We start from the raw sequence: 16,365 nt of genomic DNA, 5'->3' as shown, positions 1-16,365 counted from the left end.
ATGGCCTTTCGAGTCAGAACTATTACTGGCATAACAATAAATGAATCACGTGACCGTTGTCACAGGAATTGAAAAAACATTGCCAAGCAACAGAAAACTTTCAGGTTTCTAACTTGTCAGGCGATAACGCGGTTAACAACGTAGTTGCGATCAGCGAGCTCACCAAGCAGCGCCTCGGGCTCGAAGCCGTACATCGCCCAACGGGCACGCGCAGTCCATGCAAGCGCATCTTCGCTGCTCAAACGATGGAAATTAACCTGGTAACCACCGGAGTAGACATGCAGCAGTGTGTAGCCACCGGGGTATGCCTTGCACGCGCCGGTCTCCAAATAATCAACGCCGGCACCAAAATCACCGCGAGTACGCTTTGCACGGTGGGTGTGACCTGCTCCCGCGAAGAATACACCCGGAGCGTCGTTAAGCAGCTGCTGCAAACGTCGTGCATCAGCGCTATTGAGAATGAATATGGGGCCGGCAGCATTTGTCCAGCCAGCCTCGGAAGTAATTGGGTGATGAGCCAGCACAACCGTCGGCTTGTTGGGGTCGCGCTGTAGTTCTTGCTCTAGTGCATCGAACTGTCCCGGGCTAATTTCGCCGCCGGACTCATCCAACTTCGATGAATCCAGACCGATGACGCGGACCGGCCCCTGCTGAGTGACCCACAGTTCCTGTCGCGGACGCCCCAGTAGGACTCCGAAGGGATCGCGATGATTCTCGGTACCCTCCAAAACCGGGAATTCGTCGTAGCCAGCAGATGGATCGGCATCCGGCTTATGCGGACGATCATGATTGCCGCGGGTGACAAACCACTGCCGCTCCTGAGCACCAAAAGTATTCATAATCTCGGCAAATCGACGCACCTCCGCCGGACGTGCTTCCGACGTGGCATCACCGTTGACGAAAACCTTTTCAATCCCCATCCCGCGCAGCTCGGCGAGAGCAGCTGTCAGCATGACCTCGGGGTACGGTCCGGCACCCGGTTCAGAAAAGATAGGCGCGGGGAAATTGCCGGTGATAATACCATGCCCATTTTCGCCAATATGCGTGTCATTGAGGATGGCAATCGTGGTCAGGTACTCCCCTTCCGGAGCGACCAACGTCGTGAACTGTCCAGTTTGCTCGGGTGTATTGGGGAGATTTCGGGTAATTAATCCCGGCTCTGCGACCAGCCCATTCGATCGACATTCGAAACGGTACGTGGTCCCAGGCCGCAGCTTATCGACGGTCACAAAGTGGTAGCCAACCTGCGTCTCGTCCTTATGTACCACGGGTAGCTCGCCGCCCTCATCGGCATCGACTGGCACTAGCGCAACTTCAGTGTCGGCCGGCGCCAGTGGAGCCAGCTTCCCCCACGCTGGATGTGGGCCTGCATACGTCGCCCACGAAAATGTCACCGACGTATCGGTCACGGTCACGACTTCCAGGTCCGTCACCACGAGGCCACTGGTCAAACCTGTTAATGGAAACGGCGCCTGGTTCGGAGCCGCCGATGCAACTGCTCGCGTCCCGACGCTATTGACGGCAACCGCTACAGCCCCCGCACCCGCTACTGCTCCCAAGCGCAATACGGATCGCCGATCAATTTTCTTATTCCCATTTACCGAAGTCATGGGTGAAGAAATTACGGGATAAAAATAATCCCGGTGATAACACCGGGATAACTACACATGAATTCGGCGGCCAGCCGTGGTTTTCCGGCTGACCGCTGCAGACTACATGCTAAAAAGAAACGTCGCTTACGCTTCCGGCTTCACAATCGGGAACAGCACGGTTTCGCGAATACCGAGACCGGTCAAGGCCATCAGCAGGCGGTCAATGCCCATGCCCACACCGGTCGTCGGCGGCATGCCCTGTTCCATTGCGTGCAGGAAGTCCTCATCCAAAACCATGGCCTCGTCGTCGCCACCGGCGGCCAAACGTGCCTGGTCCTCGAAGCGCTCACGCTGGACAACCGGGTCAACCAGCTCGGAGTAGCCGGTAGCCAGCTCGAAGCCACGGACGTAAAGATCCCACTTCTCGGTCACACCCGGCTTGGAGCGGTGCTGACGAGTCAGCGGAGAGGTCTCGACCGGGAAGTCGCGGACGAAAATAGGACCGTCGAGCTGATCTTCACAGAGCAGCTCCCAGATTTCCTCGACCAGCTTGCCGTGGCCCCAGCCGCCCTTCTCCGGAACCTCAAGTCCAATCACGTCGGCGATTGCTTTTAGCTCCTCGACGGTCGAGTCGATGGTGACTTCCGGCTGACCAGGGAACTTGCGAGCAAGTGCCTCGTTCAGCGACGGGTACATCTCAATCTGCTTCCACTCGCCGCCGAAGTCGAACTCCGTGCCGTCGGCAAGCGTAACGGTCGTCGAACCGAAGACCGCGACGCAGATTTCCTGAATGACCTCGCGGACGGTGCGGGCGGAGTCATCGTAGGTGCCGAAGGCCTCGTAGTACTCCAGCATCGCGAACTCCGGGCTGTGCGAGGAGTCGATGCCCTCGTTACGGAAGTTACGGTTGATCTCAAAGACTCGCTCCATACCGCCGACGACGCAGCGCTTGAGGAAAAGCTCCGGCGCGATGCGCAGGTAGAGATCGATGTCCAAAGCGTTGGAATGAGTCACGAATGGACGTGCAGCTGCACCGCCGTGCAGCGTCTGCAGCATCGGGGTTTCGACCTCGAGGAAACCGCGACGTTCAAGGGCGTGGCGCAGCTCGCGGATGACCTTGATGCGAGTCAGTGCGTTAGTACGAGCCTGCTCACGCATAATCAGGTCCGTGTAACGGTGACGCACACGGCTGTCCTCGGACAGATCAGCGAACGACACCGGCAATGGACGCAGAGCCTTCGAGGCCATCTGCCACTTGGTAGCCATTACGGACAACTCGCCGCGGCGCGAAGAAATTACGCGGCCAGTAATGAGGACGAAGTCGCCCATATCTACGTCCGACTTCCAAGCAGCCAGGGCGTCCTCGCCGACCTCAGCCTTGGAAAGCATGGCCTGCAGGGTCGTGCCGTCGCCCTCCTGCAGAGCGGCAAAGCAGAGCTTGCCGGTATTACGGATAAACATGACACGACCAATGACGGTCACGACATCCTGAGTCTCCTCGCCGGCCTCGAGGTGGCCCCACTCTTCGCGGACATCCTTGAGAGAGTGAGTACGGGGAACCTCGACCGGGTACGGCTGAATTCCAGCCTCGAGCAGGCGGTCACGCTTCTCGCGGCGAATGCGCAGCTGCTCAGGAACGGTGGCGGTGTTTTCAGGGGTCTTCTTCGCGTCAGTCACGGCTATAAAGGTTAGCCGACTACACCGCCGACCTGCTAGTTGAGTGCCCTTTAGACGCCAATCTTCTTGCCATCAGTGCGTACAACCTGAACGACGGCCGGGCGTGGCTGCTCCTTGCCACCGTCCGGCCAGTGCGAGGTCGGGTTGGTGGTCGGGTCCGGGTTGTCGCCGACTGGATGACCCTGATCCGTCTCGATTTCGCCCGGGTGCTGGACGTTGACCATCACGCGGTTGGAGAAGATCTGCGGACCACAGGTCTCTGCAGCAACCGGAACAGTCAGGAAGCACTTGGTCTCACCACGACGCTCGCCTTCGACGGCAACGGCGAAAAGGCCGTCGTTGGAGTCCAGCGCGTTGCCGTCGGTGGAAACCCACAGGTTGCCGTACTCGTCAAAGGCGACGTTGTCCGGGCAGGAAATTGGCGAGACCGATTCCTTGTCGAAGCCACCGAAGTAGGTGTAAGCCTCGTTCGGGTCACCACAGACCAGCAGGAGGTTCCACTTGCCCTTGGTACCGGCGTGGTCATCTTCCATCTCCAGAACAAGGCCATTCTTGTTCTCGGTGATTGGTGCGACCTCGACGGCGTCGGCAAGCGGGCGCCCTGCACCATCCTTGCGTTCCTTGCCCTTGTCGTCCTTCGCGCCCGCCTTACCGCGGTACTTGTTGTTGGTCAGCGCCGCGTAGACCTTACCGGTCTTCGGAGACGGCTCGATATCCTCCGGGCGGTCCATACGGGTCGCACCGACCTTGTCACCGGCGATGCGGGTGTAGATGCAGACCTCTTCGGCGGTCATGCCATCAACGTGGGACTCGTGCTTGCCGTCTGCCTTGGCGGTCATCAGCGGAAGCCACTCAATGTCACCGTCGAAACGGCCGTCCTTCGGCAGCTCACCGGAGCCGTCAATCTCGGACTCGGAATTACCGTTGAACTTACCGACGTAGAGAGTGCCCTCGGACAGAATGCCCATGTTGTGCTTGAGGTCCCCCTCCTTAATCTTGCGGGAGGAGACGAACTTGTAGATGTATTCGAAACGCTCGTCGTCGCCGGAGTAGCACACGACCGTGCCGTCGTCGGTGACGTAAATCTGACCGGCTTCATGCTTGAAACGGCCCACTGCGGTGTGCTTGACCGGGGTGGAGTTCGGGTCAGATGGGTCAATCTCTACCAGCCAGAAGAAGCGGTTCGGCTCGTTCGGCTCCTTGGAGACATCGAAGCGGTCGTAGTACTTCTCCCACGCGCGGTCGGACAGCTCTTCATTCTTGACCGAGTAGCGCTTGAGCTTCTTAACTGCGTCCTCGTCCTTGAGCTTGCCAACGTTGCCGAAGTACTGGTCAACGTTCTCCTCACCGGACAGGTAGGTACCCCACGGAGTAACACCACCGGAGCAGTTGTTCAAAGTTCCCTCGACCTTCATACCGGTCGGGTCAGCCTTGGTCTTCAGCAGATCGTGACCAGCAGCCGGGCCGTCAACTGTGAATTCGGTGAAGCCAGTGATGCGACGGTTACGCTTGTCGCTGAGAATTGGCTTCAGGAATCCCTTGTCATCCTCTTCCACAGCAAGGATGGTCTGGCCGTGGGCAGCCAGTCCGATGTCGACCTGCTCCTTAGTGGCATCTTCTTTCTTGTAGGCACGGAACATCATCGGCTCGGTGGTGTACTCGTGCGAGCAAACGTACAGCAGTGTGCCGTCTTCAGCCTTAATCAGGCCAGCGAAGTCATTGTTGAAGCCGAACTGCTTCAGCTGGTTTTCCGGAGTCTGCTTGTCAAAGTCGAACTCCGGGCCACCCTCGTGGATTGGGTCGCCCCAGCGAATCAGAACATTCTGCTCGTAGCCGTCCGGGATAACGACTGCGTCTTCCGTGTTCGGCTTGACGGCTTCGAAACGCATACCCTCCGGCGATTCGTCCTTGCTACCGTCACCGGCAGCAGCGGTACCGGAGGCGTCGGAGCCACCTGCGGCGCTGCCCGAATCATCAGAGGAGCAAGCGGCCAGCACGGCGCCACCGCCGACCGCAAGAGCACTAGCACCAGTGACCTTCAGTGCCGCGCGACGGGAGAATGCGCGCTGGGAGAACGCCTCCTTCGCAACATCACCGAAGTACTGGTTGTCCGAGAACTCGTTCGGAGCATCGTCAGCACAGGCATTACCACACTTGTAAGTGCAGGTCAGAGAGCTGCGAGAGGTAGCAAAAGGATTTGTCAGCAGATTCTTGCCAATACGAACCACGGGGAGACCGCCTTTGTATAGCTTCGACTAGGTGAGGAAATGGAAAACTAAAACTTTTAGATCCTCTAAGAAGCTAAGGACGTTGCGTTACCTTTCGGTTTCTAAAAATCAACTCGCCAATGAGCTTTAGCTGACGGTCTAATGACTTGCGCTTTAACGCAAAGTGAACACCCTGGTGTTGCGGTTCTCCGGCTCGACTCTTCTCTCCAACTACGCAGTCGAGCCCCAGCTCTGCGGGCTACGTGGACTAGCCCTGGTTCTCCGGGCTACGCGGATTCTTCAAATCAGAACCCTCCGGCACATCCGCCGGGTCATTGCCACTTTCCAGAATCTTGTTGTCCTCATCGACGAAGATGACATTCGGCTTGTACGTACGCGCCTCAGCGTCATCCATCATTCCGTAGCCGATGATAATAACCAGATCACCCGGCGATATCAGACGAGCGGCGGCACCATTGATAGAAATGATGCCCGAGCCGCGCTCTCCGGTAATGCAGTAAGTAGTAAGCCGGTTGCCATTATTGATATCGACGATGTCGACGGCTTCACCTTCAAGCAGGTCGGCCGCTTCCATCAAATCAGCGTCAATCGTGCACGATCCAACGTAGTGAAGATCAGCCTGAGTCACCGTGGCGCGGTGAATCTTGGACTTCAACATAGTGCGAAACATGAAAAAGGTAGGTCCCTTCCTGGATTTGTCCCCTGGATGCTTGCCTACCGCGGCACCCCTTAGCGTGGCAGGTTATTAGTCGGCACACTATAATACGACAACTTCCCAGCCACGAGAAACTACTTCTAAAAGCCGTCCTACTCGCTGTCCTGCTCAACGCCAAAGCCAGCGTTCTTCAGAGTTTCTCTGCTGGACTCATCTTTCAGACGAGCATCTCGAGCAGCACGAACCTTTTCCTGCAGCTCAGCCAACTCAGCGGCCTCTTCCTCAGTCAATTCGCCGTCCAGCCCCGCCGCCGACAGAGCCGCCGACGCAATTTCGGCGTCCTTCTGCCCGAGCTGCCCGAAACCGTTTGCCGAATCCGGGCGCGGCGCACCCAGAATCAAGCCAACATTATCAATGAGACGAGTAGTGCCGACCTTCGCAGCAACCAGCAGGCGAGCTTCAGTCTCCTGGCCGTCGCCGCGCAACGCCTCGTCGGAAAGCGGGGCGAGCGCAGCGTCACGCAGCTCCAAGTAATCCAACTCGACTTCAGGCTGGCTGGCGAGCACACCACGCGCGGTTTCCAGCACAGCATCCGCACCACGGTCCGCGACAAAAGCACCAGCAGTCAGCGCGGCGGACAGGGTTACTGCGAGATTGCGCTGCTCCTCGGACAGATAGCGGTTGCGGGAGCTCATAGCCAACCCGTCGGCCTCGCGAATCACCGGTACACCGTGCAACTGCACCGGCATATTCAGGTCAGTGACCATCTGCTGCATCAGGCACAGCTGCTGGTAGTCCTTCTCACCAAAAACGGCATCAGTGCAGTTGGTGATGTTGAAAAGCTTGTTGACCACCGTCAACGCACCGGCAAAGTGCCCCGGGCGAGTAGCACCTTCGAGCTCCGAAGCCAGCGGCCCCGGCTGCACCGTCGTGCGGAAACCGTTGGGGTACATCTCCTTCGCGTTCGGCGCAAAGACCAGCTCAGCACCGACAGCGCGGAGCTTCTCAACGTCTTCCTCCAGAGTCCGCGGGTAGGCGTCAAAGTCCTCCCCCTCACCGAACTGCAGAGGATTGACGAAAATCGACACCACCACAACAGCGCGCGGCAGCGTCTTCGCGGCCTGTACTAGTTCAAGGTGCCCCTGGTGTAGCGCACCCATCGTAGGTACGAGCACCACCGGCCGCCCGGTCTTCCGCAACGCACGGGTGACCTGCGCGATTCCCGCAATAGTCTTGTGAACAGTTGTCTCTCCGGCGGTATAACCCGTCATGTTTCCTCCGCGTTCAGATCTACCGGACCAAACTTTTCGCCCGACGGCAATACCTTACGCCACATCCCGGATGACCAGAACAGCCAGTCCGCTCAGCTCATCGGCGTAGGTACCGCAAAACCTCGTTGGCGCCGCGCAGCTCGGCGATGCGCTCGGCAAGGGCCAGGTAGGCGGTTCCCATTTCCGGTGCCACCGCTTCAATTTCACGTTCGTGCTTGACGACGGTCCCAAGGTCGTCCCGCGTCACCGGGCCAGTCAGCCCCCGGGAACCCCACCTCAAGGCATTGTCCAATGAAGCTTCCAGCAGTGGGCGGAGCAGCTCGGCGGCCTGGCCTCGACGCAGCTCAGCTAGGTCGGTGTCTTCGGCTGCGGTGTCTCCGCCGATAGTGGTTGCCAGCATTTCTACTGCATCGACCACAACTGCGCCCAGACCGTTTGAGCCATGGGCCATAGCCGCGTGATAGAGACCGCGGTGACGTTCGTTGATGAACACCGGACGACCGCCGAGTTCACCAATGAGCAGTTCACTGACTGTTTTCGCGAGCTCATCCCCAACCGTGATGCCCCATGGGCAGCCGGTCAGGAGCTCGGAGTCGTCGTCAAGCCCTGCGAATGTCATTGCGGGATGGGCGGCGATGGTCAGCGCGCCGGTGAGTGCGACCGGATCGAGCACGGCACGCCCGAGGGAACCAGAAGTATGCATGACGATGCGTCCGGGGCCGACATGGCGGGCGACGTCCTCGGCGACCTCTGCGATGGCGCGATCCGGCACGGCGATGACGATGAGCTCGCAGGTGGAAGCTGTGTCGGCAATGCTACTAACCTGTGCGTTCGGGAGACGTAGATGCGCTCGTGTGACAGATTCTGGTGAGCGCGCGACCACGTGAGTGACACGATGCCCACAGCGCTCTAACGCCTGGCCGAGCGCGACCCCGACTTTTCCGGCAGAAATAATCCCCACCGCCAACCGCGGAGCGGTTGTCCGATGGGGATGGGAATCATGCTGGCTTTGCGTCATGACTGACTAGGTTAGACCAAACCAGCTATGTGCGGTGAGTAGGCCGCGCACACTCGGTAAGCGACTAGGCCTCTTCGTCCGCGCGCTGCTCCCTCTTCTTGCGCATCTGCGCCATCAGCTCGGCAACCGTCAGGCTGCCCTTATTGTCCTCAGCACGGCGCCGACCATGGCTTGCAGGCTCCTGCTCAGGAGCCTGAGCCGGTTTCTGAGCTGGCTCTTCTGCGAGGTCCTCATCGCGAATGGCCTGCAGCTGGCGAGTCGGAGAGTCCGAGGCGTCGTCCGATTCCGGCGCAGCGAATGGGTGCCGTGCACCGTGTGCCTCGTGAGCACCGCCCTGAGAATCATCCTCTGCAGCGTCCTCGGCCGGGGTTTCCTGCCAGTTGATGGCGCGGAAAGAGTTAGTGGAGAACTTCTCCTTGGAAACGGTTTCGTCATCCTTGGAATCGGCGACTTCGTGGACGTCAACCGGCTGACCAGACGGCGAGAATGTACGGCGCATGTCGGTGGCCTCGGCATCTTCAACCGGCGAAGCGGAGGATGCGGAGCCCGTGCCGCCGTGCTGGGTATGAGCGCCGACAGTGCCGTTAGCGGTCATCTCAGCACGGTGGGAAGTCGCGCGTGGTGTCGGCCGGTCGTGACCGGTCGGATCCTTCATCGGCGAGGCTTGCTGTGGCGAGTCGAGCTCACGCAGACGCTCGGCCTGGGCGCGAAGAGCAACCTGCTCGTCGTCGAAATCCTCCCCCATGAACTCAGCAAGCTGGGCGCGCAGTGCAAAGACCTCAGCGCGCAGCGCCGCAATGTTGTCATCGTTGTTGCCCTCAAGCGAGTCCAGGTAGTTCTGCTCGAGAATCAGTTCCTGCTCACGGTGAGTAGCCAGCTCGCGGTCAAGCTCCACCTTGTGCAGCTCCTCGATTGTCTCCAACCGCTTGCGCTCCAGCGCAATGGTCTTGCGGTATCGAGTCACCAGCACAGCCCCGATAACTGCCGACCACAACGCCAGCAGCACGGCAACCTTCATCCACCCGGCAGAGGTGGCAAAGAGCATGACGATACTGGCAATCACCGCGAGCACCAGCAGCACAACCATGAGAATGACGGCGGTTTTCTCCGTCATACCATCGGTAGAACTGAATTTCGTCACATCATTGCTCTGCTCATCTGCATATGCCGCATCAGCCCCGGAGTTAGCCCCAGCGGAGTAGCTTTCGAAGGCTGAAGAAGGCGACGGAGACGGAGACTCGGCCATATCCGACGAAGTAGCTGCCGCGTCGCCCTGAAAATATGCGGCATCACCCGAGCGCTTCGGGTCATTACCGGCGTTGGAGAGGTCAGTCATAACTCCCACCCTACCGAGTTAGTTCCCATTTCCCCGCTAGGAGGCGAAGAATTTTCGCCATCAGTTGGCAATTGGCAAACTTTTTCCAGCCACAGCCCCGCCGCAGCGAGCAAAATGCCGGATACTGTGCCGACAATCATGATCGGTCCGTCGGCCTGTGCAGCCGCAAGCTCCGTCCACTTCGGCAAAGCCCACAGCACGCCACCGGCGTACAAACCTCCGAGAATCGCCCCCAACCATGCGGATGCCGTACCGACCACCAGCCATCGCGACAACGTTAACGGCTGCACCTGGCTGCGATCCTGCCCGACCTTCCCTTCTTTCAATACCGACTTAATCCACCGCGCTGCTGCCACACAGACGGCTGTGAGCAACCAGGGAAACCCCAGGTCCCACCAACTTCGCGGTCCGAGCGCACCGAAAAACTGTGCCAGGATCATCCATGACGCCAGCGCGAGAACCAGCGCAGATGCAGCCAACGTAATCGGTGAGGTCGGTTTCATCTCTAGGCCTCTTCTCCATCCGCGCTGTCTGCTAGACGCACTGCGTTTACGTCTTCAGGTGCCAGCTTATCGACGAGTTCCGCGACCCGAACTCCCTCCAATTCGGCATCCGGGTCGGCATCGAGCCACGGCACCAGTACAAAGGCACGCTCGGTTGCCCACGGATGTGGCAGGGTCAGAGTCGAATCGTCAGAGATGATCTCCTCGCCGGTGTCCTTGTCGATGACCTGCACAATGTCCACGTCGAGCGCCCGTGGCCCCCAGTGAATTTCGCGCACTCGACCAGCGTCATTTTCCAGTTTCCAACCAGCTTCCAGCAGCTCCATTGGTGTCCGGGACGTATCGACAATGAGCACGGCATTGAGGAAGTCACCCTGCTCTACCCCACCCCAAGGTGGGGTGGCATAAATTTTTGAGGCTGCGACCAATTCATCGGCGAAGAAGGCCTGCACACCAGTTAGGTTTTCTCGCGCGCGGTCCATGTTCGCGCCGATAGAAAGAACGGCGCGAATCATGCTAACCGGTTCTTCCGCGAACGGCGGGCTGTTACCGCAGCGTCATCAAAGTCGAGCGGAATGGGCGCATGCGGTTTGTGAATGGTTACTTCCACCGCATGTAACAGTGGGGACAATCCGCGTTCGGCGCGGCCATCGTCGTCGGCAAGCACTGCTTCGGCAATCTCGGTCGCGACGGTTTCGATGAGGTTGCGCGGAGTGCCGGTCAAAATTCCGTGCGCTGTGGCTGCGATGTCGGCGTAGTTGACGGTGTCGTCCAGCTCGTCGCTGGCAGCGGCACCGGAGAAATCCAACCACAGGGTGACATCACAGATGAAGTCCTGGCCATCGCGGCGCTCGAAGTCGAGACAGCCGTGGTAGCCGCGGGCTTTCAGACCTTTGAGTTCAATTCGATCAGCCACTGTTTCTACTCGTCTCCTTCCAGAGCCGCTTCGGCTGGCGATTCAGCAGGAGACTCATCGTGCTGTGCAGCGCGGTTAGAGCCACCTTCCGGATAGTCGCCGGCCGCGGTGTAACCGGTCAGTGAGCGGCCAAGGTTCCATGCCTGCGCCACCCGCACTGCGTCGAGGTTGTCGGCCACATTGTGAACTCGAACCGCCCATGCGCCCGCCGCTGCGGACAGCGCGGAAATTGCGGTAGTCGCAGCATCAGCCTGCTTTGGTGCGCGTGCCTCACTGCCGACGGCGGCGGCGAAACGCTTGCGGGAAGCACCGACCAACACGGGGAAACCGAGGTCAATAAGCTCCGGCAGGCCGTGGAGGAGCGCCCAATTGTCATCGGCGTTCTTGGCAAAGCCCAGGCCTGGGTCGAGGACAATATTTTCCTCGGCGATGCCGGCGCCCATGGCACCGTCGACAAGCTGAAGCAGGTGCTCACGGACATCGGCGACAATGCCGTCCGGGTGAGTTTCGGCGCGTCCAGAAGCGGAGCCGAAGCGATCGGTCTTCCAGTGCATCAGGCAGATGGGCACATCGGCATCGGCGCAGACTGCGTACATGTTGGGGTCTGCGAGACCGCCGGAGACATCGTTGATGAACACCGCGCCCTCGGCGATTGCTGCCTCTGCGACACTTGCGCGCATAGTATCGACGCTGATCAGGTGCCCGTCTGCCGCGAGCTCACGGACCACCGGCACGACTCGGGCAATTTCCTCATCCTCGGAAACGCGGTGTGCGCCGGGGCGAGTGGACTCGCCACCGATGTCGAGAATATGTGCGCCTTCAGCGAGCAGCTCGTGCGCATGGGCAATCGCCGCGTCGAAGGTCTTGTACAGGCCGCCATCGGAAAAGCTGTCCTCGGTGACGTTGACAATGCCCATCACTTTGCAGAGCTGATTCTCGATACCCATCTCCGCCGGCTGTCCTGCCTGCGCTTGCAAGGGGGATTCAGTCACCTTGTTGTCCAGCCTTTCCAATCGACCATTTAACTGTTGCGTTAGCTCTTGCGGATGAGCGCCATTGCCTCTGCGCGCGAACGGGCATCCGTCTTGAAGCCACCGCGGACGGCTGAGGTCACCGTGCGCGCACCCGGTTTGCGGATACCGCGCATGGCCATGCAGAGATGCTCCGCTTCAATGACGACGATCGCCGAGGCCGGATCCAGCCGCTCCACCAAGGCATCCGCAACCTGACTGGTCAGACGCTCCTGCACCTGCGGGCGCTTCGCATAGCCATCGACCAGACGAGCGAGCTTGGACAGGCCCGTCACACGACCGTCCTTGCCCGGGATGTAACCAATGTGGGCAACGCCGAAGAACGGCACCAAATGGTGCTCACAGGTGGAGTAAATCGGGATGTCCTTCACCAAAACGAGTTCTTGATGATCCTCGTTGAAGGTCTTTGCCAGCACCTCAGACGGATCTTCAAACAGGCCCGCGAAAACCTCACGGTAGGCTCGCGCCACTCGCGCCGGTGTCTCCTTCAGGCCTTCCCTGTCGGGATCCTCACCGACGGCAATCAACAGTTCACGAACCGCAGCCTCGGCCCGCCCCTGATCGAATTCGCGCTCCATGATGTGTACTTATCGCTCCTCGTTGGTGTCCGGCTTGTCCTGCCAGGCGCTGTTGTCTTCGTTTCGCTTGACGACGCCGTCCTTATCCGAATCGTGCATCTGTGCCCCCTTGTCATCGGAGTTGTCGGCGTTCTTCGGGTTTTCCGGACGTTCTGTGTGTTCCGGCTGCTCGTTATCCGGCAGGCGGAATCCGCGCAGCTCCTGCTGTTGTCCTGCCGACGGCATCACCGTAGTCGGGGTGGCATCGCTGCCAGAGTTGTCCTGGCGGTGACGTCCGCCCTGCCTGTCCCACGGCATCTTCGGAGGGGCAGGGATATTCGCGGGGCCGTTGCCACCGCTGCTACCAGTACCGGTTGCCTTCGAGCCGAAGTCCGGCGCACCTGCCGGGTAGTTAGCAGTGCCCGGGTGCTGGCCACGCGCGTTGCCCTGGCCTTCCTGCGAACCCGGCTGGTTCTGCCCCTCCGGGCGAGGAGTCGGCGCAGGCGCCGGTGCCGGTGCGGGAGCCGAACCGTGCGTGCTGCCGGTATCCTTCGGCGGCCAACCTGGAGCGGTCCAACCAGCCGGCGGTGGGGTGCCACCGTAAACCGGAACATTCGGTCGGTCCTGCTGGGCGCCCGGCAGACCCGGGACACTAGCATTACCGGCACCAGCGGAGCCTGCCGGCCCCTGACCATTGCCGTTGTTGCCCGCGTCCTGGTTCTCTGGTTCGCGGCGGCGCACCGGCGCGAAGATGTTGACACGCTTCGGCGGTTCCTCGCCGCGCTCGATTGCCAACTCCACCGGTGTCTTCACCGGCTCGAGGCCATCGGCCGGGTGCTTAGTGTCGCTATCGAAGAAGTTCAGGCGCTCACGGGGAACGACATCGGTGAAGATAACTTCCAGATCCGGACGACGCAGAGTCTCCTTCTCCAGCAGTTTCTCAGCCAGAACATCGAGAGTGTCGCGGTTTTCCTTCAAGATGGCGTAGGCCTCGTCATGAGCCTTATTGATCAGCAAACGAACCTGCTGATCAATGGTTGCTGCCACCTCCGGAGAGTAGTCCAGAGAGCCGCTGCCACCGCGGCCGACGAACGGGTCGCCCTGCTCCTCCCCGTACTTCACCGGGCCGAGCTCCGGCGACATGCCGTACTCGGTCACCATGGCGCGAGCAATCTTGGTGGCCTGCTCAATATCGGCAGAAGCACCGGTAGTCGGCAATCCGAACACCAGCTCCTCGGCAGCGCGACCACCCATGGCGAAGACCAGACGGGCAAAGAGCTCTGGCAGGTTATACATGCCCTTGTCGTCCTCGGGGACGGTCAGCGCATGTCCACCAGTGCGACCGCGAGCCAAGATGGTGACCTTGTAAACACGCTCAATGTCCTTCAGCGCCCACGCAGCCAGGGTGTGGCCACCCTCGTGGTAGGCGGTGACCTTCTTCTCCTGCTCGGAAATCACCTTGGAGGTACGGCGCGGACCGCCGATAACTCGGTCGACTGCCTCTTCCAACGCATCCGCAGTAATGATGTTGCCGTTGACGCGAGCAGTCAGCAGCGCAGCTTCATTCAGCACGTTCTGCAGATCAGCACCGCTCATACCGGCGGTGCGCTTCGCCAGCGACGTCAGATCCGCATCCGGCCCAAGCGGCTTGTTCCGGGCGTGGACCTTCAGAATTGCCTCGCGGCCCTTCAGGTCTGGTGCGCCCACCGGAATCTGTCGGTCAAAACGGCCCGGACGCAGCAGCGCCGGGTCGAGAATATCCGGACGGTTGGTCGCAGCCATGATGATCACACCCTGACGATCACCAAAACCATCCATCTCCACCAGCAGCTGGTTCAGGGTTTGCTCACGCTCATCATGGCCGCCGCCCATACCGGCACCACGCTGGCGACCGACGGCGTCAATCTCGTCGATGAAGATAATGCACGGGCTGTTTTCCTTGGCCTGATTAAACAGGTCACGGACACGAGAGGCACCGACACCGACGAACATTTCAACGAAGTCCGAACCCGAGATGGTGTAGAAAGGCACTCCTGCCTCACCAGCGACGGCGCGGGCCAGCAAGGTCTTACCGGTACCGGGAGGACCGTAGAGCAGAACACCACGCGGAATCTTCGCGCCGAGCTCTTCGTAGCGAGCTGGGTGCTGCAGGAAATCCCTAATCTCGTCGAGCTCCTGGACGGCCTCATCGGCACCAGCAACATCCTCGAACGTATTGGTCGGGGTCTCCTTGTTCAGCAGCTTGGCGCGGTTGCCACCAAAGCCGAACATGCCGTTCTTGCCGCCTTGCATGCGGCTGAAGAAGTACATGATGACGAAGAAGAAGATCACCATCGGCAGCAGGAAGCCCAAGGTGGACATCAGGAAGGAATCCTGCGTGACCTTGGTATCGAACTTCTCCATACCCTTGGCGGCGGTGACCTTGTCAAAGACTTGGTCGGTCGCACGCGCTGGGTACTTGGTCATCACCTTCGTGACGTCCTCAGTACCTTCGACCTCCACGCCCTTCTTCAGGGTGAGGCGAATTCGCTGTTCACGATCGTCAATCTGAGCTTCCGTGACATTGCCCTTATCCAACTGGGTCAGGGCAACGGACGTATCCACCTCGCGGTATTCCCGGGAATCATCCGCCAGCTGAGTAATAGCAAAGAGGATAATCAGGATGATGCCGGCAACGGTGGCAAACCGGAACACCTTTTTCTTGTCCATACAGTGGGTTCGCTTTTCGCTCTCTACATCTATTAGTTGCTTTTATTAATTGTACGCATCAACGAGTTCTTCTCGAAGACACATCAATGACACAACGTGGGGCCAGGGCTCATGGCACCTGACCCCACAGTAGGCATAACGCATCGCAACCGAAAAAAGTTTCCAACTCCTACTTTTCACAGCTAGAAGACAGCTAGAACTGCGGGAGGGTAAGCGCGCAATGCCCGTCGTCAAGCATCGGCACTGTGCAATAAGCGCCGAAGACAGACCTAGCCCTGGTAAACGCGCGGGTGAAGCGTGCCGACGTACGGCAAATCGCGGTAGCGCTCGGCGTAATCCAGGCCGTAACCGATGACGAACTCGTTCGGAATGTCGAAGCCAACATCCGCAACATCCAGGCTGGTGCGCACAGCCTCTGGCTTACGCAACAGCGTAATGACCTCCAGGGAGCGCGGATTACGGTTGCGCAGGTTCTTCATCAACCAGGACAGGGTCAGGCCGGAGTCAATGATGTCCTCGACGATCACAACATCGCGTCCCTCAATATCGCGATCCAGGTCCTTCAAAATACGCACCACGCCTGACGACGAGGTGGAGTTTCCGTAACTGGAAACCGCCATGAACTCCATCTGGCTGGGAATGCTGAGCTGACGAGCGAAGTCAGTCAGGAAGAACACCGCACCCTTGAGCACTGCGACCAGAATCAGATCGTTGTCGGCATCCTTGTACTTCTCATTCACACGATGCGCCATCTCGGCAATGCGAGCATGCAGCTCCTCTTCGCCAATGAGAACTGCCTCTACCTCATCGCCGTAGGGGTTTGCGGGGACGTTGAAATCCTTCACATCATGCATCGCATTTCCTTTCCGCAC

The 16,365-nt window shown here is 59.6% G+C and carries 13 protein-coding genes and 1 pseudogene; all 14 read right to left on the bottom strand.

The window, feature by feature from the left end; translation table 11 throughout:
• Positions 1–116: 116 nt before the first annotated feature.
• Entirely contained in the window at positions 117–1,610 is a 1,494-nt protein-coding gene (locus QP995_RS02820; protein ID WP_284852885.1) for a metallophosphoesterase family protein, read from the bottom strand.
• 126 nt (positions 1,611–1,736) lie between these two features.
• On the bottom strand, positions 1,737–3,269 hold the full coding sequence (gene lysS / locus QP995_RS02815; protein WP_038626637.1) for a lysine--tRNA ligase: 1,533 nt from the start codon (positions 3,267–3,269) through the stop codon (positions 1,737–1,739).
• A 50-nt stretch (positions 3,270–3,319) separates the two neighbouring features.
• On the bottom strand, positions 3,320–5,497 hold the full coding sequence (locus QP995_RS02810; protein ID WP_049171890.1) for a PhoX family protein: 2,178 nt from the start codon (positions 5,495–5,497) through the stop codon (positions 3,320–3,322).
• 247 nt (positions 5,498–5,744) lie between these two features.
• On the bottom strand, positions 5,745–6,167 hold the full coding sequence (gene panD / locus QP995_RS02805; protein ID WP_016421480.1) for an aspartate 1-decarboxylase: 423 nt from the start codon (positions 6,165–6,167) through the stop codon (positions 5,745–5,747).
• 314 nt (positions 6,168–6,481) lie between these two features.
• A pseudogene (gene panC / locus QP995_RS02800) lies at positions 6,482–7,423 on the bottom strand (pantoate--beta-alanine ligase); the annotation flags it as partial.
• Between the two features lie 97 nt (positions 7,424–7,520).
• Positions 7,521–8,441, bottom strand: coding sequence for a Rossmann-like and DUF2520 domain-containing protein (locus tag QP995_RS02795; protein WP_049194053.1), 921 nt, complete (start codon positions 8,439–8,441; stop codon positions 7,521–7,523).
• Positions 8,442–8,505: 64 nt separating this feature from the next.
• Positions 8,506–9,777, bottom strand: a complete 1,272-nt coding sequence (locus tag QP995_RS02790) for a DUF6779 domain-containing protein (protein ID WP_070858973.1) — start codon at positions 9,775–9,777, stop codon at positions 8,506–8,508.
• Positions 9,774–10,280: a DUF3180 domain-containing protein gene (locus QP995_RS02785; protein ID WP_049171898.1), complete on the bottom strand. Its 507-nt coding sequence runs from the start codon at positions 10,278–10,280 to the stop codon at positions 9,774–9,776. The genes QP995_RS02790 and QP995_RS02785 overlap by 4 nt, the downstream gene beginning before the upstream one ends.
• A 2-nt stretch (positions 10,281–10,282) precedes the next feature.
• The gene (folK, locus tag QP995_RS02780) at positions 10,283–10,795 is read right to left on the bottom strand and encodes a 2-amino-4-hydroxy-6-hydroxymethyldihydropteridine diphosphokinase (protein ID WP_147739752.1); all 513 of its coding nucleotides are present in this window, start codon (positions 10,793–10,795) and stop codon (positions 10,283–10,285) included.
• A complete protein-coding gene (folB, locus tag QP995_RS02775; protein ID WP_070858972.1) occupies positions 10,792–11,196 on the bottom strand; it encodes a dihydroneopterin aldolase in 405 nt (134 codons plus the stop codon). Before folB ends, folK begins: the two co-directional genes overlap by 4 nt.
• A gap of 5 nt (positions 11,197–11,201) precedes the next feature.
• A complete protein-coding gene (folP, locus tag QP995_RS02770; protein ID WP_069359001.1) occupies positions 11,202–12,143 on the bottom strand; it encodes a dihydropteroate synthase in 942 nt (313 codons plus the stop codon).
• A gap of 86 nt (positions 12,144–12,229) precedes the next feature.
• A complete protein-coding gene (folE, locus tag QP995_RS02765; RefSeq protein ID WP_016421488.1) occupies positions 12,230–12,805 on the bottom strand; it encodes a GTP cyclohydrolase I FolE in 576 nt (191 codons plus the stop codon).
• A 9-nt stretch (positions 12,806–12,814) separates the two neighbouring features.
• Entirely contained in the window at positions 12,815–15,493 is a 2,679-nt protein-coding gene (ftsH, locus tag QP995_RS02760) for an ATP-dependent zinc metalloprotease FtsH (protein WP_284852884.1), read from the bottom strand.
• A 269-nt stretch (positions 15,494–15,762) separates the two neighbouring features.
• On the bottom strand, positions 15,763–16,347 hold the full coding sequence (hpt, locus tag QP995_RS02755) for a hypoxanthine phosphoribosyltransferase (RefSeq protein WP_049190659.1): 585 nt from the start codon (positions 16,345–16,347) through the stop codon (positions 15,763–15,765).
• Between the last annotated feature and the right edge of the window lie 18 nt (positions 16,348–16,365).

The sequence above is a fragment of the Corynebacterium sp. MSK032 genome (assembly GCF_030232065.1).
Classification (GTDB): Bacteria; Actinomycetota; Actinomycetes; order Mycobacteriales; family Mycobacteriaceae; genus Corynebacterium; species Corynebacterium jeikeium_D.
This window is presented reverse-complemented; position numbering and strand designations above follow the sequence as displayed.